Source organism: Brevundimonas sp. GW821-FHT09G01 (assembly GCF_059416065.1).
In genome coordinates, this window is the sequence record NZ_JBWKOL010000002.1 from 22,401 (window position 1) to 47,107 (window position 24,707).

At 69.9% G+C, this 24,707-nt stretch carries 20 protein-coding genes; 12 read left to right on the forward strand and 8 right to left on the reverse strand.

Annotation, left to right across the window (positions count from 1 at the left end):
* Positions 1 to 4: 4 nt before the first annotated feature.
* From AC07NB_RS04875 to ychF, 3 genes are all read left to right on the forward strand, one after another.
* The gene (locus AC07NB_RS04875) at positions 5 to 1,357 is read left to right on the forward strand and encodes a PepSY-associated TM helix domain-containing protein (RefSeq protein ID WP_494572497.1); all 1,353 of its coding nucleotides are present in this window, start codon (positions 5 to 7) and stop codon (positions 1,355 to 1,357) included.
* Between the two features lie 14 nt (positions 1,358 to 1,371).
* Complete coding sequence (locus AC07NB_RS04880; RefSeq protein ID WP_494572496.1) at positions 1,372 to 1,851, forward strand: copper chaperone PCu(A)C; 480 nt, start codon at positions 1,372 to 1,374, stop codon at positions 1,849 to 1,851.
* 79 nt (positions 1,852 to 1,930) lie between these two features.
* On the forward strand, positions 1,931 to 3,025 hold the full coding sequence (gene ychF / locus AC07NB_RS04885; RefSeq protein ID WP_494572495.1) for a redox-regulated ATPase YchF: 1,095 nt from the start codon (positions 1,931 to 1,933) through the stop codon (positions 3,023 to 3,025).
* Here the strand turns inward: ychF and AC07NB_RS04890 are convergent, their stop codons facing one another.
* Entirely contained in the window at positions 3,026 to 3,517 is a 492-nt protein-coding gene (locus AC07NB_RS04890; RefSeq protein ID WP_494572494.1) for a hypothetical protein, read from the reverse strand.
* A gap of 127 nt (positions 3,518 to 3,644) precedes the next feature.
* Here AC07NB_RS04890 and AC07NB_RS04895 point away from each other — a divergent pair, with 127 nt between their 5' ends.
* Positions 3,645 to 3,908, forward strand: coding sequence for a hypothetical protein (locus AC07NB_RS04895; protein ID WP_291835285.1), 264 nt, complete (start codon positions 3,645 to 3,647; stop codon positions 3,906 to 3,908).
* A 73-nt stretch (positions 3,909 to 3,981) separates the two neighbouring features.
* On the opposite strand, the gene AC07NB_RS04900 is transcribed toward AC07NB_RS04895, so the two are convergent.
* From AC07NB_RS04900 to AC07NB_RS04915, 4 genes are all read right to left on the reverse strand, one after another.
* Entirely contained in the window at positions 3,982 to 4,458 is a 477-nt protein-coding gene (locus AC07NB_RS04900; RefSeq protein ID WP_494572493.1) for a porin family protein, read from the reverse strand.
* A gap of 209 nt (positions 4,459 to 4,667) precedes the next feature.
* Positions 4,668 to 4,808 carry a hypothetical protein gene (locus AC07NB_RS04905; protein ID WP_494572492.1) on the reverse strand — a complete coding sequence of 47 codons (141 nt, stop codon included), beginning with the start codon at positions 4,806 to 4,808 and terminating at the stop codon, positions 4,668 to 4,670.
* Positions 4,809 to 4,947: 139 nt separating this feature from the next.
* A complete protein-coding gene (ppdK, locus tag AC07NB_RS04910) occupies positions 4,948 to 7,638 on the reverse strand; it encodes a pyruvate, phosphate dikinase (RefSeq protein WP_494572491.1) in 2,691 nt (896 codons plus the stop codon).
* Positions 7,639 to 7,832: 194 nt separating this feature from the next.
* Positions 7,833 to 9,908 carry a catalase gene (locus AC07NB_RS04915; RefSeq protein WP_494572490.1) on the reverse strand — a complete coding sequence of 692 codons (2,076 nt, stop codon included), beginning with the start codon at positions 9,906 to 9,908 and terminating at the stop codon, positions 7,833 to 7,835.
* A 171-nt stretch (positions 9,909 to 10,079) separates the two neighbouring features.
* Between AC07NB_RS04915 and AC07NB_RS04920 the strand changes: the two genes are divergently transcribed.
* The 4 genes from AC07NB_RS04920 to AC07NB_RS04935 all read left to right on the forward strand — a co-directional run bounded on the left by AC07NB_RS04920 (position 10,080) and on the right by AC07NB_RS04935 (position 16,941).
* Complete coding sequence (locus AC07NB_RS04920; protein ID WP_494572489.1) at positions 10,080 to 11,159, forward strand: site-specific DNA-methyltransferase; 1,080 nt, start codon at positions 10,080 to 10,082, stop codon at positions 11,157 to 11,159.
* A gap of 101 nt (positions 11,160 to 11,260) precedes the next feature.
* Positions 11,261 to 13,315, forward strand: coding sequence for an alkaline phosphatase D family protein (locus AC07NB_RS04925; RefSeq protein WP_494572488.1), 2,055 nt, complete (start codon positions 11,261 to 11,263; stop codon positions 13,313 to 13,315).
* Between the two features lie 143 nt (positions 13,316 to 13,458).
* Positions 13,459 to 14,571 carry a glycosyltransferase family 4 protein gene (locus AC07NB_RS04930; RefSeq protein ID WP_494572487.1) on the forward strand — a complete coding sequence of 371 codons (1,113 nt, stop codon included), beginning with the start codon at positions 13,459 to 13,461 and terminating at the stop codon, positions 14,569 to 14,571.
* Positions 14,572 to 14,793: 222 nt separating this feature from the next.
* Positions 14,794 to 16,941: an amylo-alpha-1,6-glucosidase gene (locus AC07NB_RS04935; RefSeq protein ID WP_494572486.1), complete on the forward strand. Its 2,148-nt coding sequence runs from the start codon at positions 14,794 to 14,796 to the stop codon at positions 16,939 to 16,941.
* Here AC07NB_RS04935 and AC07NB_RS04940 read toward each other — a convergent pair.
* Both AC07NB_RS04940 and AC07NB_RS04945 read right to left on the reverse strand, forming a co-directional pair.
* A complete protein-coding gene (locus tag AC07NB_RS04940) occupies positions 16,938 to 17,495 on the reverse strand; it encodes an isochorismatase family protein (protein ID WP_492313762.1) in 558 nt (185 codons plus the stop codon). The genes AC07NB_RS04935 and AC07NB_RS04940 overlap by 4 nt on opposite strands.
* Positions 17,492 to 18,526 carry an A/G-specific adenine glycosylase gene (locus AC07NB_RS04945; RefSeq protein WP_492313763.1) on the reverse strand — a complete coding sequence of 345 codons (1,035 nt, stop codon included), beginning with the start codon at positions 18,524 to 18,526 and terminating at the stop codon, positions 17,492 to 17,494. The genes AC07NB_RS04940 and AC07NB_RS04945 overlap by 4 nt, the downstream gene beginning before the upstream one ends.
* Before the next feature lie 21 nt (positions 18,527 to 18,547).
* Here AC07NB_RS04945 and AC07NB_RS04950 point away from each other — a divergent pair, with 21 nt between their 5' ends.
* The 4 genes from AC07NB_RS04950 (at position 18,548) to smc (ending at position 23,937) form a co-directional block, all read left to right on the forward strand.
* Entirely contained in the window at positions 18,548 to 19,105 is a 558-nt protein-coding gene (locus AC07NB_RS04950) for a DUF721 domain-containing protein (protein WP_291835991.1), read from the forward strand.
* A 97-nt stretch (positions 19,106 to 19,202) separates the two neighbouring features.
* The gene (locus AC07NB_RS04955; protein WP_494572485.1) at positions 19,203 to 19,844 is read left to right on the forward strand and encodes a thioredoxin domain-containing protein; all 642 of its coding nucleotides are present in this window, start codon (positions 19,203 to 19,205) and stop codon (positions 19,842 to 19,844) included.
* Positions 19,845 to 19,853: 9 nt separating this feature from the next.
* A complete protein-coding gene (locus AC07NB_RS04960) occupies positions 19,854 to 20,486 on the forward strand; it encodes a thioredoxin domain-containing protein (RefSeq protein ID WP_492313764.1) in 633 nt (210 codons plus the stop codon).
* 13 nt (positions 20,487 to 20,499) lie between these two features.
* Positions 20,500 to 23,937, forward strand: coding sequence for a chromosome segregation protein SMC (gene smc / locus AC07NB_RS04965; RefSeq protein WP_494572560.1), 3,438 nt, complete (start codon positions 20,500 to 20,502; stop codon positions 23,935 to 23,937).
* A gap of 41 nt (positions 23,938 to 23,978) precedes the next feature.
* Here the strand turns inward: smc and AC07NB_RS04970 are convergent, their stop codons facing one another.
* Positions 23,979 to 24,698, reverse strand: a complete 720-nt coding sequence (locus AC07NB_RS04970) for a WecB/TagA/CpsF family glycosyltransferase (RefSeq protein WP_494571162.1) — start codon at positions 24,696 to 24,698, stop codon at positions 23,979 to 23,981.
* Between the last annotated feature and the right edge of the window lie 9 nt (positions 24,699 to 24,707).

Below are 24,707 nucleotides of genomic sequence, written 5' to 3' on the forward strand. Positions count from 1 at the left end.
TCCGATGACCGAGATTCAGACCCCGGCCGCCACGCCCCTGTCCGGCGCCTACCGCGCCGTCTGGCGCTGGCATTTCTATGCGGGCGTGCTGGTCATGCCCTTCCTCATGCTGCTGGCCCTCACCGGCGGCCTCTACCTGTTCAAGGACGAGATCGATCAGGCCGTCTACCGGCGCATGATCGAGGTTCCGCCCGTGGCGCAGCAGGCTTCGCCCGACGACTGGGTCGAAGCCGCGGTGCGGGCGGGCGGCGGCCGCGTGGCCAGCGTCCTGATGCCGGACAGGCCGGATCAGGCCGTCCGCGTCCGGGTGGACCGGGCGGACGGCGGACAGCGCACCGTCTTCGTCGATCCCCACACCGCCGGGATCACCGGCGTGACCGGCTACGGCGGCGTGATGGAGACCATCAAGGCCCTACACTCGCTGACCTTCTTCGGGTCCGTGATGAACATTGTGGTGGAGATCGTGGCGGGCTGGACGATCGTCCTGTTCGCCACGGGCGTTTATCTGTGGTGGCCGCGCAAGCGGACCGCGGGTGTCCTGACCATGACCACCACGGATGTGCGTCGCCGCCCCTTCTGGCGAGACCTGCACGCCCTGACCGGCGTCTACGTCGGCGGGGTGGTGCTGTTCCTCGCCGTCACCGGCATGCCGTGGTCGGCGGTCTGGGGCGATCAGGTCATGGGCGCGGTCAAGGCCGGCGGCTGGGGACGGCCGCCGGCCCCGGTCGCGGGCGCCTGGCAGCGGGCGGAACACCACGACCATCCAGCCGGCGCCGGCTGGACCATGGAGGGCGTCGTACTTCCCGCGCCGTCGCACCATGCCGCCGGTCCCCTGTCCGGCGTCATCGCCCGGGCCGAGGCCGAGGGTCTGGCGCGCCCGTATGCGATCTCCATTCCCCAAGCGGCGAACACCGCCTGGACCGCCACCGCCCAGGTGCGCCGCGTGCAGGACAGCCGCGCGCTCTACATCGACGCCGGTGACGGCAAGCTGCTGGGCGATATCGGCTTCGATCAGTTCGGCCCCGGCGCGAAGGCGATCGAATGGGGCATCTACACCCACCAGGGGACGCAGTTCGGCCAGATCAACCGCTGGATCATGCTGGCCGGCTGCATCGGGGTCTGGCTGCTGGCCGTCAGCGGCCTGATGATTTGGTGGAAGCGCCGTCCGCCGCGCCTGTCGCGGGGCCTGATCGGCGCGCCCCCGGTCCCGGACGGCCCGCGCCTGCGCGTCGCGGTTCTCGCCATCGTTCTCCCGCTTTGCCTTCTCTATCCCCTGACCGGAGCCAGCCTGATCGTCGCCCTGGCGACCGACCGGTTGATCCGCAGCCTTTTCCGTTCCAGACCTGCCGCCGCCTGAGAGACATCCGACCCATGAACCGTACCCTGATCCCCATCGCCGCCTTCGCCCTGCTGGCCGCCTGTTCGAACGAGCCCAAGCCTGTCCCGGCGGGTGAACAGAGCGCCGTCGCCGTAACCGACGCCGTCTGCCGCCCGACGCCCGTCGGCCGCAAGATGACCGGCTGCTACCTGACGCTCACCGCCGGGGCCGACGACAGGCTGCTCAGCATCGCCACCCCCGTCGCCGGGCGCGTGGAGATCCACGAGAGCAAGATCGAAAGCAATATGATGATGATGCGCGAGCTGAAGGAGGGCTTGCCCCTTCCGGCCCGGCAGGTGGTCGAGCTGAAGCCCGGCGGCAACCACATCATGCTGCTGGCCGTCGAGAACCCCTTGGTCGCGGGCCAGACCGTGCCCCTGACCCTGACTTTCGCCTCGGCCCCTCCGGTGGTGGTGCAGGCCGCCGTGGGCCAGCCGAAGACCACCGAGGACGACGTCTACGCCGCCCACTAGAGCCGTTCGACGCGCGCGAGCCTGACAAACGGGACTGAACCCGCTAAAGGCTCGCGCTCATTGAAAGCTGCTGAGACCCATGGCCCTTAAAGTCGCGATCGTCGGCCTGCCCAACGTCGGCAAGTCCACCCTGTTCAACGCCCTGACCAAGACGGCGGCGGCCCAGGCGGCCAACTACCCGTTCTGCACCATCGAGCCGAACACCGGCGACGTGGCCGTGCCCGAGCCGCGCCTGGACGCCCTGGCCGCCATCGCCGGGTCGAAAGAGATCATCCCGTCGCGGATCACCTTCGTGGACATCGCCGGCCTGGTGCGCGGCGCGTCCAAGGGCGAGGGCCTGGGCAACCAGTTCCTGGCCAACATTCGGGATTGTGACGCCGTGGCCTTCGTGGCCCGCTGCTTCATCGACGACGACATCACCCACGTCGAAAACCGCATCGACCCGATCTCGGACCTCGACATCATCGAGACCGAACTGATGCTGGCCGACCTCGAAAGCCTCGAGAAGCGGGTCGTCAACGTCGAGAAGAAGGCCAAGGGCGGCGACAAGGACTCCCAGCAGACCTTGCGCCTGATCAACATGGCGCTGGAGCCCCTGCGCGCCGGCAAGCCCGCCCGCGTGGTCAAGGTCGACAAGGAGGACGAGAAGGCGTGGCACATGCTGCAGCTGCTGACCTCCCTGCCCGCCCTGTACGTCTCCAACGTCGATGAAGGGTCGGCCGACAAGGGCAATGAGCTGTCCGACCTGGTCGCCAAGCGCGCCGCCGAGGACAACGCCAACGCCGTCGTCATCTCGGCCAAGATCGATTCCGAACTGGCCGTCCTCGACCCCGAGGAGCAGGCCGAGTTTCTGGAAAGCCTGGGCCTGGCCGAGCCGGGCCTGAACCGCCTGATCCGCGAGGCCTACAAGCTGCTGGGCCTGCAGTCCTACTTCACCGTCGGTCCCAAGGAAGCCCGCGCCTGGACGATCCACGTCGGCGACACCGCCCCGCAGGCCGCCGGCGTGATCCACACCGACTTCGAAAAGGGCTTCATCCGCGCCGAGACCATCGCCTACGAGGACTTCGTCGCGCTGAAGGGCGAAGCCAAAGCCCGCGAGGCCGGCAAGCTGCGGGCGGAAGGCAAGGCCTATGTCGTCAAGGACGGCGACGTGATGAACTTCCTGTTCAACTGATCAGCCGGGCGGCTGGCCTTCGTCGACGACGGGGGCCGCCGGGCAGCGCCTGAGCAACAGCACCGCCTCGTTCCGGTTCAGCCAGGTCAGGCGCAACACATTATCCTGCACCGACAGGCGCACGCGCTCGCGCGAGGCCCCGCCCTCGGCCTGACAGGCCAGGGTGACCTCGTAGCCGTCCACCACCTGCTCCAGCGAGGTGATGGCGCAACTGTTCTCATAGCCTTCGAACCGCAGCGGCGTAAGCATGACGGGCTGGTGTGCGCCGCTGGTGTTGGCGCACCAGGCCAGGTTCCCGGCCCAGCGGCCGACGAAGCTGGCCGGTCCGGCTCCAGGCATGACCGTGCCGACCCCGGGCGGCTTCGGGGCGGGCGGAGCGGCCTCAGGCGTGGCGATCGGCGCGGCCGGTTCGGTGGGCGGATTGACGGTCTGGCGATCACAGGCGGCGATCAGCAGGACGGCGGCGAAGGCCGGGATGAGAGCTCGGGTCATGACGGAAGAACGCCGTGCGCCCACAGGGGCTCCCCGCTCGCCCTGATCACGAATTCGCGGTCACGCTTGCATCCCACGCAGGTTTTTGCGACCGGTTCGCCAGTGTTGAGAACAAGGGGTGTCCCGCATGGCTCAGAACACCAATCCCTGGAGCAAGGCCGTCGATCCGCTGGCCCTGGATATCGCCGCGGTGCTCAAGCGCATGGGCGGTTCGGCTCACCAGCAGGACGTGGTCCAGTGCGTGGCCGCCATGAAGCGACAGCGCGGCGAGACCGTCGCCCAGGACCTGGCCTCCAAGATCGTCGAGGCGTTCGAACGCTACCGCGACCTCTTCTTCCGTCCGTTCGGCGAAGGCTCGATGCGCTGGGCCCTGCAGCCCGGCGTCGCCTGACCCCGGTTCAGGACCACGAAAAAGGCCCGCGGCTTGCGCCGCGGGCCTTTCGTCTTTTCAGGACCTAGTCGTCTTAGAAGCGACGAACGTAGCCGAGGCCCCAGGTGTCGGCTTCGATGCCGTCACGGCCGCGGAAGTCCCGACGGGTCCAGTCGGCGCGGACGCCGTTCTGGCCGTCGAAGAAGTAGTTGGCGCCGGCGCCGTAGTTGACGCTCTCGGTGCTGTCCGACCCCGAGAGGCCGGCCGCCGAGGTCTTCAGTTCGGTGGTGCCGTAGCCGAGACGGCCGAAGAGCTCGAAATTCTCGGTCACCGGCAGGGTCGCCACGCCATAGGCGGCGGCGTCATAGCGGTGCTCGACCTTGCCCGGGATGGCGCCGAAGTTGACGTCGTCATCCTTGACGCCGACCGACAGCTCGGCCTCGGCCCCGAAGTAGCGGCTCAGCTTGGCGCCGCCGCGCGCGGTGATCGCGCCCAGGGTCGCGCCGTCGGCGTCGATGCCCGTGTAACCGATCGACCCTTGATACTGAGGATTCGAAATGCTTTGCGCCATAGCGGGCGCCGAAATCAGAGTAAGAGCAGCGGTTGCGAGAAGAACGTTACGCATAGTTTATGTATCCTCTAGATGCGGTGACTTCTGCGGTCACCGGCCCCATCCAGCGAGGATACAAATGGGGTGAGAACGGTCGAGTTCCAGACCGCAGACGCGACTTGCCAACGACTGTGGACCAACAGGCACAGACGTCGTTCTACTAAAAATGACTAAATATTGGCGATTCCAAGGACGCTCAGCCACACCAGCAGGACGGCAACCGTCGCGACGGCCAGCCGCCCCAGCCGGCCGATCGCCGAGGCGCGGAAGCTGAACGCAAGACAGATCAAGGCCACCGGCGTGCCGATCAATCCCCAGCCAGTCCATCTATCGCTGTCTCGGCATTGCCGGTCTCAGCCACCCGAGTGCAATAGCCGACCACGGGCGCGATAACCGCAGCCGCGAAGAGCAGGCCCCTGACGATCCAGGCCTTGGCTCCGGCCACCAGCGTTACCGGTCTTTTTCGCGCTCGGTCCCCGCACGGGCGTGCAGGGCGGCTTGCGCCGCGGCCAGCCGGGCGATCGGGACGCGATAGGGCGAGCAGCTGACGTAGTTCAGGCCGACCTCCTCGCAGAAGGCGATCGAGGACGGGTCGCCGCCGTGTTCGCCGCAGATGCCCATCTTGATGTCGGCCCGGACCGCCCCGCCCCGCTCGGCGGCGATGCGGATCAGGTCGCCGACGCCCTCCTGATCCAGGCGGACGAAGGGATCGGTCTCGAAGATGCCCTTGTCCATATAGGCCTGCAGGAAGCGGCCGGAGTCGTCGCGGCTGATGCCGAACGTGGTCTGGGTCAGGTCGTTGGTGCCGAAGCTGAAGAACTGGGCGTGCTCGGCCAGGTCGCCGGCGCGCAGCGCGGCGCGCGGCAGTTCGATCATGGTGCCGACCAGGTATTCGACCGTGTCGCCGGCTTCGGTGAAGACCGCCTGGGCCGTGCGGTCGGTCAGCTCGCGCAGGTATTTCATCTCCAGCCCGAGGGCGACCAGCGGGTGCATGATCTCCGGAATGGGGGCCACGCCCGAGCTCTTCTTCACCTCCAGCGCGGCCTCGATGACCGCCCGGACCTGCATCTCATAGATCTCGGGATAGGCGACGCCCAGGCGGCAGCCCCGGTGGCCCAGCATCGGATTGGTCTCGTGCAGCTCCTTGGCGCGGCGCTTCAGCTTGGCGGCGTCCAGGCCCGATCCGGCGGCCAGGGCGTCGATGTCCGCGTCGGTGTGCGGGATGAACTCGTGCAGCGGCGGGTCCAGAAGACGGACCGTCACCGGCAGCCCCGACATGATCTCGAACAGCTCGACGAAGTCGGCTTTCTGGAACGGCGCGATCTTGGCCAGCGCCAGGCGGCGTCCGGCCTCGTCGTCCGCCAGGATCATTTCGCGCACGGCGGCGATCCGGGTGTCGTCGAAGAACATGTGCTCGGTCCGGCACAGGCCGATGCCCTCGGCGCCGAAGCCGCGCGCGGTACGGGCGTCCAGCGGGGTCTCGGCGTTGGCGCGGACCCGCAGGCGGCGGACCTTGTCGGCCCACGCCATCAGGGTCTGGAAATCGCCCGTCAGCTCCGGCTCGATCATCGCGACAGCGCCCTCGAGCACCTCGCCCTTCGAGCCGTCGATGGTGATGATGTCGCCCGCCTTGAAGGTGCGGCCCCGGGCCGTGAAGGTCCCGGCCTTGTCGTTGATCGACAGCTCGTTGATGCCGCAGACGCAGGGACGGCCCATGCCGCGCGCGACCACCGCCGCGTGGCTGGTCATGCCGCCGCGCGCCGTGACGATGCCCCGGGCGGCGTGCATGCCGTGGATGTCCTCGGGGCTGGTTTCCTCGCGCACCAGGATGACCGCGTCGCCCAGCTGGGCCAGGCGTTCGGCCTCGTCGGCGTCGAAGACGATCTTGCCCGTGGCCGCGCCCGGCGAGGCGGGCAGGCCGGCGGCGACCACCTTGCGCTCGGCGTTCGGATCCAGGGTCGGGTGCAGCAGCTGGTCCAGGGCGGCGGGCTCGACCCGCGACACGGCCTCTTCCTGCGAGATCACGCCTTCGCTGGCCAGATCGACGGCGATCTTCAGCGCCGACTTGGCCGTGCGCTTGCCGTTCCGGGTCTGCAGCATCCACAGACGGCCCTGCTCGACCGTGAACTCGATGTCCTGCATGTCGCGGTAGTGGCTTTCCAGCCGCCCGACGACCTCGACGAACTGGCCGAAGACGACCGGCATGGCCTCTTCCATCGACAGCGCCGTCTCGCCCATCTCCTCGCGACCCGCCTTGGTCAGCGACTGCGGCGTGCGAATGCCGGCGACCACGTCCTCGCCCTGGGCGTTGATCAGGAACTCGCCGTACAACCGGGCTTCACCGGTCGACGGGTTGCGGGTGAAGGCCACGCCCGTCGCCGAGGTCTCGCCCATATTGCCGAACACCATCGACTGGATGTTCACCGCCGTGCCCCAGCTTTCGGGGATGTCGTGCATGCGGCGATAGAATTTGGCCCGGTCGTTCATCCAGCTGGCGAAGACGGCGCCGACGGCGCCCCACAGCTGGTCGTGCGGGTCCTGCGGGAAGGGCTGGCCCAGTTCGCGCTCGACCACAGCCTTGTAGTCGGCGACCACCTTCTCCCAGTCCTTGGCCGTCAGGTCGGTGTCGACCGTGACGCCCAGGCGATCCTTGTGATCGTCCAGCACGCCCTCGAAATCGTCATGGCCGAGGCCGAGCACCACGTTGGAGTACATGGTGATGAAGCGGCGGTAGCTGTCGAAGGCGAAGCGGCGGTCGCCGCTCAGCGCGGCCAGTCCCTCGACCGTCTCGTCGTTGAGGCCCAGGTTCAGGACCGTGTCCATCATCCCCGGCATCGAGGCGCGGGCGCCCGAGCGGACCGAGACCAGCAGCGGGTTCTTCGCGTCTCCGAAGGTCTTGCCGACGATGCCCTCGACCTTGGCCAGCCCAGTCTTCACCTGGGCGGCGAGGTCGGCGGGATACGATTGCCCCTGCGCATAATAATGATTGCAGGCTTCGGTGGTGACCGTGAAGCCCGGCGGGACCGGCAGGCCCAGCGAGGACATCTCGGCCAGGTTCGCGCCCTTGCCGCCGAGAAGGTTCTTCATCGAAGCGTCGCCGTCGGCCGAGCCGCCGCCGAAACCGTACACCCACTGCGTCATAGACAGCCCCTGAACCGTGGTCTGTGCGCGGCGGATTCGCTCCGCTCGCGGCGTATGCGCCCCGCTTACCCCGCAAGGCGCGGCAAGGCGAGGCCGAGCGCGTAACAAAACGTGAGCGCCTGTGACGGTTCCGCCCGCAACGCGGCTCGCCCGCACTTTCCCGATACGGTGAAGATGCGGGCTTCCGCGCGGCCTCAGGCGAGCATGCGCACCTTGGGCTCGCGTTCCCATTGGCGGGTGCGCGCGGGTTCGAGCCAGGCGTCCACGCCATCCGCCAGATCGATCACCCCCGCATCCGCCACGACGCCGGCCCTGTCCAGCAGCGGCTGGGCTTCAGCCGTATGCCCGATCGCCTTCAGGTGGCCGAAGGCATGGGCCGCGAAATCCACGGCGGCGCCTTCGTTCAACAGCGCCGCGCAGCCCGCCTCGGACAGCACCAGCGCAACGGCGTCGAACACGACGGACGGCGTACCCGCCAGCTGTCCGTCGGCCTTCAGTTTCTTGCCGCCCTTCAGCTTCACGCCGCCGATCTTGGGAGCGACGATCTTGACCGTCGCGCCCTCGGCCTCCGCCGCGGCCTTGACCGCGTCGATCACGGCGCCGTCCGCGCCGTCGGTGACGAGGATACCCACGGCTCGCCCCTTCAGAGTATCGGGATATTTGCCGACGATGCGTAGGGCGGGCGAAGCGTCCATGTCGAACGGCGCGCTGGCGGCGTCATTGGCCCCCGGGAGCGGAACGTTCAGACCATCCGCGACCCGCGCGGCCAGGGTCTCGTCGATGTTGCGCAGGTTGCCCAGCACCCGATTGCGAACGTGGTCCATCGTCACCTTGGACAGTTCGAAGACCAGCGCGCTGGCGAGGTGGGCCTGCTCGATCTCGGTCTGTGACCGGAAGAAGAGGCGCGCCTGGCTGTAGTGATCGGCGAACGTATCGGCCCGGATACGGATCTTGGCCGCCTCAACCGGCGCCGCGAAGCTGCGGAAGCCGCCCTTGGGGTCCTCGCGCGGGCCGCCCTCTTCCCCGGCGTCCGCCAGGCTATTGGGCTCATAGTTGGCGCGCCCCTTGGGCACGAAAGTCTGCATCTGACCGTCGCGCTGCAGGTTCTGGAACGGGCAGCCCCGGGCCTGATTGATCGGAATCTGATGGAAGTTCGGCGTGCCCAGCCGCGACAGTTGGGTGTCCTGATAGGAGAACAGCCGCCCCTGAAGCAGCGGATCTTCCGAGAAGTCGATGCCCGGGACGATATTGGTCGGCAGGAAGGCGACCTGTTCCGTCTCGGCGAAGAAATTATCGGGGTTCCGGTCCAGCACCATCCGGCCGACGATCCGTATCGGATAAAGCTCCTCAGGGATCAGCTTGGTCGCGTCCAGCACGTCGAAAGGCAGGGCGTCGGCCTCTTCCTGCGTCAGCAACTGGACGCCGAACTCCCACTCGGGGAAGTCGCCTTTGTCGATGGCCTCGAACAGATCGCGGCGGTGGAAGTCGGGATCGGCGCCGGCGATCTTCACCGCTTCGTCCCAGCAGGTCGACTGCGTGCCCAGCTTGGGACGCCAGTGGAATTTGACCAGCGTCGCATCGCCCGCCGCGTTGATCAGACGGAAGGTGTTGACCCCGAACCCCTCCATCATGCGCAGCGAGCGCGGGATGGTCCGGTCCGACATGGCCCACATGATCATGTGGCTCGATTCCGGCATCAGGCCGACGAAGTCCCAGAAGGTGTCGTGGGCGCTGGCCGCCTGCGGGTAACCTCGGTCCGCCTCCATCTTCACCGCGTGGATCAGATCCGGAAACTTGATCGCATCCTGGATGAAGAAGACCGGGATGTTGTTGCCCACGAGGTCCCAGTTGCCCTCGACCGTATACATCTTGACCGCGAAGCCCCGGACATCGCGCGGCGTGTCCACCGATCCGGCCCCGCCGGCGACCGTCGAAAAGCGGGTGAACAGCTCCGTCTTCTTGCCGACCTCCGTCAGGATCTTCGCGGTGGTGAAGTCGGCGAGACTTTCCGTCAGTTCGAAGAAACCATGCGCGGCCGAGCCCCGAGCGTGGACGATCCGCTCGGGGATCCGCTCGTGGTCGAAATGCTGGATCTTCTCGCGCAGGACGAAGTCTTCCAGCAGGGAAGGGCCCCGCGGACCGGCCTTGAGGGAGTTCTGGTTGTCGCTGACCGGCACGCCGTGATTTGTGGTCAGGCGGGTCTCGGGCGTGGACGCGGTCTGATGGGTCTCGCCCCCGGTTCCGGGCGAGAGGGTTTTCGAAGCGGCCATGTCGAGAAGTCCTGACGGTAAGGGATGAGCTGACAGCCCAACGCCCCCGCGCAGGCAAAGCCCCAGCTTGGCCTTGGCTTATTTCGAGGCGACGAGCCGACCCGCCGGTTACCCCGCCTTAACCGTAAGGATTCACCCTGTCGGTTCTCATTGTGCCGGGGCCGCGTTTCCATGTCCGAACTCAAGACCGACGTCATCCACCGGGGCGACTGCATCGAGGTGCTGCGTTCGCTGCCGGACGCCTCGGTCGACATGGTCTTCGCCGACCCGCCCTATAACCTCCAACTGGGCGGCGACCTGCTGCGCCCCGACAACTCCAAGGTCGATGCGGTCGATGACGACTGGGACAAGTTCGACAGCTTCGCCGAGTACGACACCTTCACCCGCGCCTGGCTGAAAGAGTGCCGCCGTGTGCTGAAGCCGGAAGGCTCCATCTGGGTGATCGGCAGCTATCACAACGTCTTCCGCCTGGGCACCGCGATCCAGGACCTGGGTTTCTGGGTGCTGAACGACATCATCTGGCGCAAGTCGAACCCGATGCCGAACTTCAAGGGCACCCGGTTCACCAACGCCCACGAGACCCTGATCTGGGCCGCCCGCAGTCGCGAGCAGAAGCGCTACACCTTCAACTACGACGCCCTGAAGGCCTTCAACGAAGACACCCAGATGCGCTCGGACTGGACGCTGGCCCTGTGCACCGGCGACGAGCGGATCAAGGACGCCGACGGCAAGAAGGCCCATCCGACCCAGAAGCCCGAGGCCCTGCTGCACCGGGTCCTGCTGTCGGCGACCAAGCCCGGCGACGTGGTGCTGGATCCCTTCTTCGGCACCGGCACCACCGGCGCCGCCGCCAAGCGGCTGGGCCGCCACTTCATCGGCATCGAGCGGGACGAGACCTACGCCGACGTCGCCGAGAAGCGCATCAAGGCCGTCATCCCGGCCGCGCCGGAAGACCTGGCCGTCATGGGCTCCAAGCGCAACGAGCCCAAAGTGCCGTTCGGCGCCCTGGTCGAGGCCGGCCTGCTGCGTCCGGGCGACCGCCTGTACTGCCCCAAGGGCGAGCGCGAGGCCCGCGTCCGCGCCGACGGCTCGCTGGTCTCCGGCGAACTGAGCGGCTCGATCCACAAGATGGGCGCCCTTTTCGAGAACGCCCCGGCCTGCAACGGCTGGACCTACTGGCGCTTCAAGTCGGACCAGGGCCTGCGCTCGATCGACGCCCTGCGCGCCGAAATCCGCGCCGGGATGCAGTAGGCCGCTCGCGCCGAGCCGCTCCGGAAACGGGCGACCCGCGTTACGAGACTGTAAGTTGACCGGTCGTCACGGCGAGCGCCTGCTCGCCGCGGGAGGACGACATGGACAAGGTGTCACTGTCGCGGCGCGCGTTCGCCGCCCAGGCTGCTGCGCTGGGCGCGGCGCTGGCGTTCCGACCGACGTCCGCGCGGGCTGCGCCGGTCCCGCGCGGCGAACGTCGCGACCTGTTTCCCCACGGCGTCGCCTCGGGCGATCCTCGGGCGGACAGCGTGATCCTGTGGACGCGCCGCCAGCCGGACGAGGGCGCGGCGTCCCACCGCCTGACGGTCGAGGTCGCCGACGATCCCGCGTTCGCGCGGGTGGTCGCGCGCGGCGACGTCGCCGTGACCCCCGCGACCGACTGGACCTGCCGCTTCCTGGCCGCGGGACTGAGGCCGGCGCGGGAGTACTGGTACCGCTTCATCGACGAGGCGGGGAACGCCAGCCGCGTCGGGCGCACCCTGACGGCGCCGGCGGACGACGACGACCGGGCGGTGACGTTCGCCTTCGTCAGCTGCCAGGACGTCACCCAGGGCGCCCTGAACGCCTATCGCCGCATGATCCACGAGGACGCGCGCCGACCGCGCGCCGAGCAGCTGGGCTTCGTCCTGCATCTGGGCGACTTCATCTATGAATTGGTCTGGTATCCCGAGGAACGGCCGAACGGCGTGGAGCGCGGCCGGCGCCTGCGCGACATCGTGCGCTACCCGACCGGCGAGAAGGTCAGCACCTTCCACATCCCGGCGGACCTGGACGACTACCGCACGGCCTACAAGGGCTATCTGTCGGACCCCGACCTGCAGGACGCCCGGGCCCGCTGGCCGTTCGTTCCCGTCTGGGACAATCACGAGTTCAACTGGCGCTCCTACCAGAGCCAGCAGATCATCAACGGCGAGATCCGGCCGGCCCAGACGCTGAAGGTCGCGGCCAGCAAGGCCTGGTACGAGTACCAGCCCGCGCGCGTCCGCAAACCCGGCGCCGGCGACGTCTTCGAGGCGCCGCCGGTCGAGAACAAGCCGCTGGCCGAGCTGGACGCGCGGGGCGTCGGGCTGGAGCCCAACAATCTGGCCGCGATCAAGGCGCTGCAGATCCAGCGGGCGTTCCGGTACGGCAAGAACGTCGACATGATCCTGACCGACAATCGGTCGTTCGGGTCGCCGGGCGGCAGCTATGAGGGACTTCCGGCGATCAAGTTCGGCGCCATGCCCGAACAGATGCTTGAAGCCCTGGACCAGGCCCGGGACTACGCGGGCGGCCATCCGCCGGCCGTCATTCGCGTCGGCGACGATATCGAGTTTCCCAATCCGCACGTGGACGCGCCGCCGGAAGCCTACCTCGGCCTTGAGCAGATGGCCTGGTTCAAGGACCGGCTTCGCGCCGCCCAGGCCCCGTGGAAGATCTGGGGTCATTCCTTCGGCACGCTGACGGGCCGCACCGATCCCCAGAACCTGCCCGAAGCGTTCGCGGACCAGTGGCCGAAGGGCGCAGGGTATGGCGTGACGACCGGCGCCTACGGCCTCGAGCACGGCGAGGTCTTCGACATGGTCCGCCAGGAAGGGATCACGGGCTTCACCATCGTCGCGGGCGACCGGCACGCCTTCTGGGCCGGCTATCCCTCCAAGACCCTGCCGCCGCGCGCCTTCGATCCGGTCGGCGTGGAGTTCGTCACCGGCTCGATCTCGGCCCAGACCCTGAGCGAGGTCCAGCAGCTGACCATGCCGAAGGACCGTCCCCTGCGGGCGCTCAATATCCACGACCGGCCCGACGGCGCGATGGAGTGCAGCTGGAACATGACCCTGATGCACGGGGTGCGGTCGTCGCTGGTCCTGAAGGAGACGGGAGACCCCGCCCAGGCGCGGGCGGCGAGCAATCCCGAACTGGCGCCCCACCTCGAATTCCTGGACTACGCCGGCCACGGCTACACGACGGTGCGGGCGACGCCGGATGAACTGGAAACCGAATTCGTCTGCATGCCCATACCGCTGGAGCGCGCCGAGACGGACGACGGCGGACCGCTGCGCTATCGCGTGGTTCACCGCGTCTCGCTTTGGAAGGCGGGGGAACGTCCAGAGCTGAGGCAGGACGTCCTGGAAGGCGACCCGGGGCTGGCGGTCTAACCGTCGGAGAAATGTGCGGTATCCGACATTGAGCGCGCCGTAACCTGCGCAGTTTGCACAGGAAAAATCCGCGTTCGGGGAACTTCGCACTTGCGAGACAGTTGGACAATCCGGCGCCCCGTCGGGTGTCGGGAACCTGAGCCATGAAGATCGCGCAAGTCACGCCGCTGTACGAAGCCGTGCCGCCCAAGCTCTACGGCGGAACCGAACGGGTCGTCGCCCATCTGACCGACGCCCTGGTCGATTTGGGGCACGACGTCACCCTGTTCGCCTCCGCCGAGGCCGAGACCCGGGCGCGGCTAGTCCCGGTGCGCGACCAGGCGATCCGCCTGGACCCCGCGCCGCTGAAATCCGACCTCGCCGCCCACATGACCATGCTGGCCGAGGTGCTGAAGCGCGCCGACGACTTCGACATCATCCACTTCCACACCGACATGATCCACTTCCCGTTCTTCGAGCGGTGGGCGGACAAGACCATCACCACCCTGCACGGACGGCTGGATCTGAAGGACCTGGCCGGGGTCTACCAGCGCTGGCCGCAGTTCGGCCTGGTGTCGATCTCCGACGACCAGCGCCGCCCCCTGCCCTTCGCCGGCTGGAAGGCCACGGTGCATCACGGCATGCCGGCGGACCTCTACGTGTTCAACGACAGGCCCGAGGGCTATCTCGCCTTCCTCGGCCGCATCTCGCCCGAGAAGCGCCCGGACCGGGCCATCGAGATCGCCACGCGGCTGGGCAAGCGGCTGAAGATGGCGGCCAAGGTCGACGCCGCGGACGCCGCCTATTGGGAAACCGTCATCCGGCCGATGGTCGAGGCCAACCCGCTGGTCGAGTTCGTCGGCGAGATCGGCGACCACCAGAAGTCGGCCTTCCTGGGCGGCGCCGAGGCCCTGCTGTTCCCCATCGACTGGCCCGAGCCCTTCGGCCTGGTGATGATCGAGGCCATGGCCTGCGGCACGCCGGTGGTCGCCTTCCGCTGCGGCTCGACGCCCGAGATCATCGAGGACGGCGAGACCGGCTTCCTGGTCGACACCCTGGAGCAGGCCGTGGCCGCCGCCGGCCGTGCGCACCTGCTGGAGCGCGAGGCCATCCGGGCGCGGTTCGAGCTGCGCTTCTCATCCACAGCCATGGCGCGCCGCTATCTGGACGTCTACGGCGACCTGCTGGCCCGCCGCCCCTTCGCGGAGCCGCCGCTGGACGACGTGGTCAGGCCGCTTCGCCTGACCGAGGACCGCACTTTCGCGGCCTCCGCCTGAACCCCGACGCGGGTTCGTCCATTATCCCAACCAGAGCCTGATCGGTTGAGAGGGATCGCTTCGCGGTCCATCGATGCTGTGAATCAGGCTCTCGCTTGATGCTGGAGCGAAATCTGAACTCGGATGCGAACGCATCCGAACCGATTTCGCTCTGGCGGCCATCAAGCGCCCGCATTCGGATGGAAGGCTCGGGACTGACCTGAACCGCCGTCGAGGAGCCTCATGGACGACGCCTATTCGGTGCAGACGACCGCCGCCGACAGCGGGGAAGCCGACGGCCTCGAGCAGTTGATGGCGCTCAAGGACGCCGACACCTTCTGCGTGGCCGATCACTGGGGCGACCTGAAGGGCGGGGCCGACGGCCTGTTCGACCATGACACCCGCCTGCTGTCCCGCTTCGTGATGACCGTGGGCGGCGTCCGGCCCTCGCGGCTCAGTTCGGGCGTCAGCCAGGACAACGTCTTCTTCATCTGCCACACGACCAACCGTCCCCTGCCCCCCATGGGCGGGCGTTCGGCCCCGGCGGGGGTGCTGCACATCGAGCGGCGGCGCTTCATCTGGGACCGGCGGCTGTTCGAGCGGGTGCGGATGGTCAACCACGGCGTCGAGGACGTGCTGCTGCCGCTGGGCTTCGAGTTCGGCGCCGACTTCGCCGACATCTTCCAGGTGCGCGGCACGCCCCGGCTGAAGCGCGGCGCGTCCGAGGCCCCGACCCACGACGGCCGCCGCGTCACCTTCGCCTACACCGGGTTGGATAAGGTCGAACGTACGAGTTGCCTCGCCTTCTCCGAGCCGCCCGCCCGGCTGACCGGCGCCCGCGCGGACTTCATGTTCAGCCTGCCCATGGGCAAGCGGGTCGATCTCTACATCGAATGCGGCCTCGACAGCTGCGACCAGCCGGACGAGGCGCGGTTCCGCCTGAACGCCATCGAGGCGCGGCTGGCGATGCGCCGCCGTCGCCGCCGGGGCGCCTCGCTGCGGGGCCCACGCAGCCCGCGCTTCAACGACTGGCTGGACCAGAGCCGCGCCGACGTCGCCCTGCTGACCACCGACCTGCCCACCGGCCCCTATCCCTATGCGGGGGTGCCGTGGTTCTCGACGCCGTTCGGACGCGACGGGATCATCACCGCCTGGCAGATGCTGTGGCTGGACCCGTCGCTGGCCAAGGGGGTGCTGACCTATCTGGCCAAGCGGCAGGCGACCGAGACCTCGGCCTTCCAGGACTCGGCCCCCGGCAAGATCATGCACGAGACCCGCGGCGGCGAGATGAGCGGCCTCGGCGAGGTGCCGTTCGGCCTCTATTACGGCGGGGTCGACACCACCTGCCTGTTCGTGGCCCTGGCCGGCGCCTATGCGCGACGCACCGGCGATTTCGAGCTGATCCGGGAGCTGTGGCCCAATCTGATCGCCGCCATCGGCTGGATGAAGGACTACGGCGACATCCAGAAGAACGGCCTGATCAGCTACCAGCGCGGCGCCGACACCGGCCTGTCCAACCAGGGCTGGAAGGACAGCGAGGACTCCATCTTCCACGCCGACGGCCGCTTCCCCCAGGGGCCCATCGCCCTGCTGGAGGTGCAGGGCTACGCCTACGCCGCCTGGCAGGCCATGGCCGATCTGGCGAAGACGCTGGGCGATGACCGGCAGGCCGAATGGGTCGCCCGCGCCGAAGATGTGCGCGCCCTGGTCGAGGACCGGTTCTGGATGGAGGACGAGGGCTTCTACGCCATCGCCCTGGACGGCGACGGGGCGCAATGCCGGGCCATCGGCTCGAACGCCGGGCATCTGCTGTTCACGGGCCTGCCGTCGCGCGAACGGGCGCTGAAGGTGACCAGACGGCTGCTGTCGGCCGAGTTCCGCTCGGGCTGGGGCGTTCGGACCCTGGCCACGGGTCAGGCCCGCTTCAATCCGATGAGCTATCACGACGGCTCGGTCTGGCCCCACGACACCGCCATGGCGGCGGCGGGCATGGCCCGTTATGGCGAGCGCCGCGCGGTTGCCCTGCTGCTGGGCGAGATCTATGCGGCGGCGGCCCATTTCCGTCTGCGCCTGCCCGAGCTGTTCTGCGGCTTCGAACGCGCGACGGGAGAGCCGCCCATCGCCTATCCGGTCGCCTGCCTGCCCCAGGCCTGGGCGGCGGGCTCGGTCTTCCTGATGCTGCAGGCGGCGCTGGGAGTGAACATCGACGCCGTCGAGGGCGTGGTCGAGATCGACGATCCGGTCCTGCCCGCCGGCATCGACCGGCTGAACGTCACGGGCCTGCAGGTCGGCGACGGCCTCGTGGACCTGACCTTCCAGCAGCTTGGAAACCGGACGGTGGCCATGCCCCGTCGGCGCGAGGGCGCTGTGAAGGTGCGGACCCTGGGCTAGGCGGGCGGGCCGAAGACCACCTCGTCCGCCGCGCCCGGGATCACGATCTCGTCGCCCAGCGACCATTCGGCGGCGCGGGCGGCCAGGGCCGCGGGCACGCCGGGCGATCCGCCGGGACCGGGCGGCACGTCGTAGGTCGCGTGCGCGTCGTGGGGCAGCAGCACCGTGAAACCGCGGTCCAGGGCGGCGCGCGCCGTGGCCGCCACGCACATCTCGGACAGCACGCCGCACAGGGCGATCGCCTCGACGGACCGTTCCCTCAGCAGGGCTTCCAGCGCCGTCCCTTCGAAGCCGTCGTCGTCCGTCTTGCGCAGCACGATCTCGCCGGGCCGGACGTCGAGGGCCAGCGCCCAGCCGTCGGTCCCGGGCTGATCCGGCGCGCCCTCGGGGCCGTCGTTCTGCAGGAAGATCACCGGCGCGCCCGCCGCGCGGGCTCTCTCCAGCAGCACGCCCACCGCCCCCATGAGCGCCTGATGCCCGGGAACGGCGTCGGCGCCGATCACAAAGGCCCGCTGGACGTCGATGACGATCAGGGCGTGAGCGGTGTCGGTCATGGTGCGCCCAATCCTCTCTCCAGCGCCTTCCGGAACACGGTCGGCAGCGCGCCCAGCGCCTCCTCCACCGGCGTCCAGACGAAGTCACCGCTCCCCTCAGCGACCCGCACCTCCAGCGTCAGGCTGAAATGGGTGAAGACATGCTCGACGAACCCCGCCTCGCGCCAGTCCGCCGCCACCGGCGGCGCCAAGCCCGGCGCGGCGCTCCAGTCCGAGGTCGGCAGGCCCAGCATTCCGCCCAGCAGTCCCTTGTCCGGCCGCCGGACCAGCGCCACCCGCCCCCGCCCGTCGCGCAGCACCCAGGCGACGCCGGACCGATGCGGCCGCTCGGCCTTCTTCAGCTTCAGCGGATAGCGCTCCGGCTGACCGGAGGCATGGCCGGCGCACCAGGCCGTCACGGGACAGTCCCCGCACAGCGGCGACTTCGGACGGCAGATGGTCGCGCCCAGGTCCATCAGGGCCTGCGCCCAGTCGCCGGGCCGTTGGTCCCGCACCAGCGATCCGGCCAGCCTTCGCAGTTCGGGGCGGGCGGCGGGCAGCGGGGTCTCCACCGCGAACAGGCGTGACGTCACCCGCTCGACATTGCCGTCCACCACATTGGCGGCTTCCCCGAAGGCGATGGCGGCCACGGCGGCGGCGGTATAGGCGCCCACTCCCGGCAGGGCCAGCAGCCCCGCCTCCGTGTCCGGGAAGGTCCCGCCGTGCGCCCCCGCCACCGCCCGGGCGCAGGCCAGGAGGTTGCGGGCGCGGGCGTAGTAGCCCAACCCCGCCCAGGCGGCCATGACCTCGCCGTCCTCGGCCGCCGCCAGATCGGAAACGGTCGGCCAGCGGGTCGTGAAGGTCAGGAAATAAGGCGTGGCGTGCGGCGTCGTGGTCTGCTGCAGCATCACCTCGGACAGCCACACCCGATAGGGATCGGGCCGCGCCGCCGTTCCCGGCGGCGACCGCCAGACCAACGCGCGCGCATGGGCGTCGTACCAGTCCAGCAGGGCGCGGCGGATCTCGGGAACGTCTGCGGGGACGGAAGCCATCGTCCGCGCTATAACCCGGAAATGCGCCGCCCGCTGCCCACCGAAGCCGAAGCCCGGGAAATCCTGTCCCGACGCCGCACGCGCCCGGCCCCGCGCCCGGCGCCCAAGGCGGGCCGCGCGCTGCAGGGGCTGATCAAGGAGCTGGACGGCAAGCTTGGGCGCGGCGCCGGCGCGCTGGAGCCCCGCTGGCGCGAGATCGTCGGTGAACGACTGGCCCGCGTCACCCGCCCGCAGAAACTGACCAAGGGCCGGGGCGAGAACGGCGGAACCCTGGAACTCCGCGTCGCCGGTCCGGCGGCCCTGCTGGTCCAGCACCAGTCCGAAGAGATCCTGCAGCGGGTGAACCTGTTCCTCGGGCCGGGCACGGTCGAGAAGCTGCGCATCGCCCAAGGGCCGGTGAAGCCCCTGCCCGACAGTCCAGTCCTCCCCGCCCGCAAGGCCGCGGCCGCAGCCCCCCTGCCCGCCCATCAGGAAGCCGAGCTCAAGGCCTCCGTCGCCGCCGCCCCCGACGCGCTGAAGGGCGCGCTGGAAAGGCTGGGCCGCGTCATTCTTGGGGATCGCGGCGAAGGGCGGCGTTGACAAAACTTCGCCGCACCTGTTCTCGAAAACCACGGCAGCGCGACTTTGCGGGGAATCGCGCGATGCTCCGAAATCCCGTCGAGGTGAGGAAGATCCCATGAAGCTCCGTTACGCCGACATGAGCCGCCGCGCGGCGATGACCGCCGCGGCCCTCGCGGCCATGGCGACCCTGGCCGGCTGCACCGGCAACGCCGGCACCCCGGCCGACGGCGACATGGCCCTGGGCGCCGCCGAAGGCGCCAAGGTCACCGTCATCGAATACGCCTCGGTCACCTGCCCCCACTGCGCCGCCTGGCAGCAGGAGACCTGGCCTGGCTTCAAGGCCAAGTATGTCGACACCCAGAAGGTCCGCTACGTCTTCCGCGAACTGCGCACCCCGCCGGCCAACGTCGCCGGCGCCGGCTTCTCGGTCGCGCGCTGCGCCGGCGAGGACAAGTATTTCGATGTGGTCCACGAGCTGATGGCCAACCTCGCCGAACTGCAGGGCCCGGATCCCCGCAGCACTCTCTACCGGATCGGCAACGGCGCCGGCCTGTCGAACCAGCAGATCGAGGCCTGCATCAAGGACCCGGCCAACCTGAAGGCCGGCGACGACCGCGACCGCGCCGCCCAGCGCAACGGCGTGACCGGCACCCCGACCTTCCTGGTCAACGGCGTGACCGTGATCACCCCCGGCTCGAACAGCGGCGCCTCGCTGGCCGACCTCTCGACGGCGATCGACGCCGCCCTGGCCAAGTAAGGACAGGCCGTGACGGCGCTCCGGCGATCTCTGCTGCTTGCGGCGCTGGCTCTGCTGGCGCCCATCGCGACGGCCTCCGCGCCGTCGCGGGCGGCGGCGACCGAGCCGGTGCCGCCCGTCACGGCGTCCGACCGCGTGCTGGGCCGGGCCGACGCGCCGGTGACGGTGATCGAGTACGCCTCCTTCACCTGCCACCACTGCGCGGACTGGCACCAGTTCGTCTTCCCGCTGTTCAAGCAGCGCCTGATCGACACCGGCCAGGTGCGGTTCGTCTTCCGCAACCTGCCGACCGATCCGGAACAGCTGTCCATGCCCGCCGCGGCCCTGGCCCGGTGCGCGGCGACGGACAAATTCTTCGACGTCGCCTCGGTCCTGATGAGCGGCCAGGCCGCCCTGCTGCGCGGCGGCAAGCAGGAAGACTGGTACGACCCGGCCATCGCCGCCAGCGGCCGCACCCGGGCCCAGATCGACGCCTGCGTGAACCTGCCCGCCACCCGGACGGCGCTCCAGCGCGATATCGACGGCGCCATCGCCGCCGACGCCACCACCACCCCGGCCTTCTTCGTCAACGGCCGCCGCGTGACCGACCGCTCCCTGGGCGGTCTGGAGGTCGCTGTCCGCGCGGCCGCCGCGGCCCGCTAGAGCCCCGCCGCCGGTGCAATTCCAGCGCCTCAGGCTTGTCGGTTTCAAATCCTTCGTCGACGCGTCGGAGTTCCATATCGAGCCTGGCCTGACCGGCATCGTGGGGCCGAACGGCTGCGGCAAGTCGAACGTCCTGGAAAGCCTGCGCTGGGTCATGGGCGCCAACTCGGCCAAGGCCATGCGCGGCCAGGGCATGGACGACGTCATCTTCGCCGGGGCCGCCAACCGCCCGCCGCGCAGCCACGCCGAAGTCCAGCTGACCATCGACAACGCCCAGCGGCGTGCGCCCCAGCCCTTCACCGACAGCCCGATCCTCGAGGTCTCACGCCGCATCGACCGGGGCCAGGGCTCGACCTACCGCATCAACGGCAAGGAGGTGCGCGCCCGCGACGTCCAGCTGCTGTTCGCCGACGCCTCGACCGGCGCCAACAGCCCCGCCCTGGTCCGCCAGGGCCAGATCAGCGAGCTGATCGCCGCCAAGCCGCAGAACCGCCGCCGCATCCTGGAAGAGGCGGGCGGCGTCGCCGGCCTGCACACCCGCCGCCACGAGGCCGAGTTGCGCCTCCGGGCCGCCGAGACCAACCTCGAACGGCTGGACGACATCGGCCGCGAGCTGGAGACCACCCTGACCCGGCTGAAGCGCGAGGCGCGGCAGGCCGAGAAATACAAGAAGATCTCCGCCGAGATCCGCGCCCTGCAGGCCTCCCTGCTGTTCGTCCGCTGGAACGACGCCCGCGTCGCCGCCGAGACCGCCGCTCAGGAGCTGGCCGAGGCCGACCGCGCGGTGCTGGACGCGACGACCGCCTCGGGCCGGGCGCAGACGGCGTCGCTCAACGCCCAGGAAGCCCTGAAGCCCGCCCGCGAGGAGGACGCCGTCGCCGGCGCCCTGCTGCACCGCGCCAGCCTTGAGCGCGACCGGCTGGACATGGCCGAACAGGCCGCCCGCGCCGAGGTTGACCGCCTCAAGAGCGAAGGCGTCCGCATCGCCGCCGACATCGAGCGCGAGACCGGCATGGCCGGGGATGCCGAAAGCGAACTGGCCCGCCTGACCGAGGCCTTCGAGACCCTGACCGCCGAGATCGCCGCCGCCCCCGCGCGCGGGCCCCAGCTGGACACCGCCCTCGCCGCCGCCGAGGACGCCCGCAAGGCCGCCGACGCCGAGGTCGAGCGCGTCGCCGGCGCCGTCGCCGCCGTCGAGGCCCGCGTCTCCGCCGAGAACGCCCGCAAGCGCGACGCCGAAGCCCGCGTCGAACGCGCCAAGGCGCAGCTGGCGTCAGCCCAGCGCGAGCGCGAGGCCCTCGGCCCGCTCGAAACGCCCGAGATCGAGGCCGCCAGGACCGCGCTGGAGCAGGCCCAGGCCGCCCTCGCCGCCGCCCGCGCCGCCGTCGAGAGCGCCGAGGCCGACCGGGGCGACAAGGCCCGCGTCGAGCAGGAGGCCCGCCAGGCCGCCCGCGCCGCCGAGGACCGTCTGGGCCGCCTGCAGACCGAGGCCCGCGGCCTCGCCCAGCTGCTGGTCCAGGGCAAGCGCGAGCATCCGCCCGCGCTCGACAAGGTCCAGGCCGACAAGGGCTATGAAGCCGCCCTCGCGGCCGCCCTCGGCGACGATCTGGACGCCGCGCTGGACGCCCGCGCCGCCGCCCACTGGGCCGGGGCCGAGGTTCCCGCGCCGTCGTGGCCCAAGGGCGTGACGCCCCTGGCCGACCACGTCTCGGCGCCCGACCAGCTGAAGGCGCGTCTCGCCCTCTGCGGCGTGGCGGACAAGGGCGAGATCGCGACGCTGGCCAAGACCCTGCCCGTCGGCGCCCGCCTGGTCACCACCGGGGGCGACCTGTGGCGCTGGGACGGCTTCGTCCAGCGCGCCGAGGCCCCGCGTCCCGCCGCCGTCCGTCTGGCGCAGCGCACCCGGCTGTCGGAGCTGGAAGCCGAGATCGATCAGGGCAAGCCCGCGCTGGAGGCCGCCCAGACCGCCCTGAAGACCGCCGGCGACGCCTTCCGCGCCGCCGAGGAGACGGTGAAGACCGCCCGCGCCGCGCCCTTCCCGCTCGACAAGGCCCTGACCGCCGCCCGCGACCGCGTCGAGGCCCTGGGCCGCGAACAGGCGCGCAAGGAGGCCCGCGCCCAGGCGCTGGACGAAACCCTGGTGCGCCTGACCACCGAGGTCGAGGCCGCCGAGACCGCCCGGGCCGAGGCTCAGGGGACTGAGGCCCCGTCCGAGACCCTGGCCGCCCTGCGCGACGACCTGACCGCCGCCCGCGCGTCGGCCGACACCGCGCGCGGCGCCGCCGCCACCGCCCGGGTCGAGCGCGACGCCGAGGCGCGCGAGGTGGCGGGCCGCCAGTCGCGCATCGAGGGCCTGAAGCGCGAGCGCGACGGCTGGGCCGCACGCGCCAGGGACGCCAAGGCCCGCATCGTCGCCCTGGAGAAGGACGCTGGCGCCACCGCCGCCAAGCTGAAGCAGGCCTCCGACGCGCCCGAGCAACTGGCCGCCCAGCGCTCGACCCTGCTGGACGCCCTGACCGTGGCCGAGACCCGCCGCAAGACCGCCGCCGACGCCCTGGCCGTGGCCGAGGGCGCCGCCGGCGAGGCCGACCGCACGGCCCGCGCCGCCGAGAGCGCGGCCTCCCAGGCCCGCGAGGCCCGCGCCGGCCTGGCCGCCCGCGCCGAGGCCGCCGCCGAACGCCTGGCCGACGCCACCGCCAACGTCCGCGAGACGGCGCAGATGTCGCCGGAAGAGCTGGGCCAGAAGCTGACCGACGACGCCATCGCCCGCCCGCCCGACGCCGCCGGCGCCGAGAGCCTGCTGTTCGGGCTGGAGCGCGAACGCGAGCAGCTGGGCGCGGTCAACCTGCTGGCCGAGCAAGAGGCCAACGAATACGGGGACCGGCTCCAGACCATGAAGGTCGAGCGCTCGGACCTGACCAGCGCCATCGCCAAGCTGCGCGACGGCATCGACGAGCTGAACGCCGAGGGCCGCGAGCGCCTGATCGCCGCCTTCGACGTCATCAACGACAACTTCAAGGCTCTGTTCGAGGCACTGTTCGGCGGCGGTCAGGCCGAGCTGAAACTGGTCGAGAGCGACGATCCGCTGGAGGCCGGCCTGGAGATCTTCGCCTGCCCGCCCGGCAAGCGTCTGGCGGTCATGAGCCTGATGTCCGGCGGCGAGCAGGCCCTGACGGCGGCGGCCCTGATCTTCGCCGTCTTCCTGGCCAATCCCGCGCCCGTCTGCGTGCTGGACGAGGTCGACGCCCCGCTGGACGACGCCAACGTCGACCGCTTCTGCCGGATGCTGAACGAGATGCGCAACCGCACCGACACCCGCTTCATCGTCATCACCCACAACCCGGTGACCATGAGCCGCATGGACCGCCTCTACGGCGTGACCATGCCCGAACGCGGGGTGTCGCAGCTGGTCAGCGTGGACCTGACGCAGGCGGAAACGCTGGTGGCTTAGGCGCCGAGTTCCTCCCCCTGTCGCTACGCTCGGGGGAGAAGCTACCGCTGCCCCAGCACTTCCGTCCTGACGAACCATCCGAAGATCGCCGGCCCCTCGACCACATAGCGGCGGAACATCCGCTTTGGCTGGCTCAGCAGCCGGTGCAGCCATTCCAGCGACAACTGCTGGAACACCTTGGGCGCCCGCTGCTGCCTTCCGGTCAGGAAGTCCACCGACGCTCCCACGCACAGGGTCACGCCGAACGGGCGGCCGGCGGCGCGCAGGGCGTGGGCGAACCGCTCCTGCTTGGGAAAGGAGACGCAGGCCAGCAATACATCCCACTCGGCCGCGCAGGCCGTCTTCACCGCCGCATCCCATTCGGGCGTGCCTGGCGTCAGCATCGGTGCCGCGACGAAGGTGAAGCGACGGCGCGGGTACAGGGCCGCCAGATCATCGAAGGCCGCGCGGTCCGGACCGAACACGCCGAAGGTCAGGTCGTGGTCCGAGGCCAGCAGGTCCGCCGTCATGTCAGAGCCCGGATAGACCGACAGCCGCTTGCCCCGCAGCCGCGCGAGATGGGCCAGGATCCGGCTGTCGCAGGTCATCAGGGCCGCGCCGCGATAGACCTCGGCGTCCACCCGTCCGTCCATCAGCTTGATCACGTGGTCGACGTTGGGCGTGACGACATAGCCGTAGGGCGCGCGCGCCAGGGCGGCGACCTGCCCCAGCAGTCCGGCCCGGTCCCCGTCGGCGAAATCCAGCGTCATGAAGCGCGTCATGCCCGCCTT

Excerpts from the sequence above, each read along its gene's own strand:
- AC07NB_RS04915 (WP_494572490.1), bottom strand. The coding sequence starts at position 9,908 with ATGGCCGCTTCGAAAACCCTCTCGCCCGGAACCGGGGGCGAGACCCAT.
- AC07NB_RS04890 (WP_494572494.1), bottom strand. The coding sequence starts at position 3,517 with ATGACCCGAGCTCTCATCCCGGCCTTCGCCGCCGTCCTGCTGATCGCC.
- AC07NB_RS04950 (WP_291835991.1), top strand. The coding sequence starts at position 18,548 with ATGCGCCGCCCGCTGCCCACCGAAGCCGAAGCCCGGGAAATCCTGTCC.
- AC07NB_RS04940 (WP_492313762.1), bottom strand. The coding sequence starts at position 17,495 with ATGACCGACACCGCTCACGCCCTGATCGTCATCGACGTCCAGCGGGCC.
- AC07NB_RS04895 (WP_291835285.1), top strand. The coding sequence starts at position 3,645 with ATGGCTCAGAACACCAATCCCTGGAGCAAGGCCGTCGATCCGCTGGCC.
- AC07NB_RS04955 (WP_494572485.1), top strand. The coding sequence starts at position 19,203 with ATGAAGCTCCGTTACGCCGACATGAGCCGCCGCGCGGCGATGACCGCC.
- AC07NB_RS04970 (WP_494571162.1), bottom strand. The coding sequence starts at position 24,698 with ATGACGCGCTTCATGACGCTGGATTTCGCCGACGGGGACCGGGCCGGA.
- AC07NB_RS04935 (WP_494572486.1), top strand. The coding sequence starts at position 14,794 with ATGGACGACGCCTATTCGGTGCAGACGACCGCCGCCGACAGCGGGGAA.
- AC07NB_RS04880 (WP_494572496.1), top strand. The coding sequence starts at position 1,372 with ATGAACCGTACCCTGATCCCCATCGCCGCCTTCGCCCTGCTGGCCGCC.
- AC07NB_RS04875 (WP_494572497.1), top strand. The coding sequence starts at position 5 with ATGACCGAGATTCAGACCCCGGCCGCCACGCCCCTGTCCGGCGCCTAC.
- AC07NB_RS04900 (WP_494572493.1), bottom strand. The coding sequence starts at position 4,458 with ATGGCGCAAAGCATTTCGAATCCTCAGTATCAAGGGTCGATCGGTTAC.
- AC07NB_RS04930 (WP_494572487.1), top strand. The coding sequence starts at position 13,459 with ATGAAGATCGCGCAAGTCACGCCGCTGTACGAAGCCGTGCCGCCCAAG.
- ychF (WP_494572495.1), top strand. The coding sequence starts at position 1,931 with ATGGCCCTTAAAGTCGCGATCGTCGGCCTGCCCAACGTCGGCAAGTCC.
- AC07NB_RS04925 (WP_494572488.1), top strand. The coding sequence starts at position 11,261 with ATGGACAAGGTGTCACTGTCGCGGCGCGCGTTCGCCGCCCAGGCTGCT.
- AC07NB_RS04920 (WP_494572489.1), top strand. The coding sequence starts at position 10,080 with ATGTCCGAACTCAAGACCGACGTCATCCACCGGGGCGACTGCATCGAG.
- ppdK (WP_494572491.1), bottom strand. The coding sequence starts at position 7,638 with ATGACGCAGTGGGTGTACGGTTTCGGCGGCGGCTCGGCCGACGGCGAC.
- AC07NB_RS04945 (WP_492313763.1), bottom strand. The coding sequence starts at position 18,526 with ATGGCTTCCGTCCCCGCAGACGTTCCCGAGATCCGCCGCGCCCTGCTG.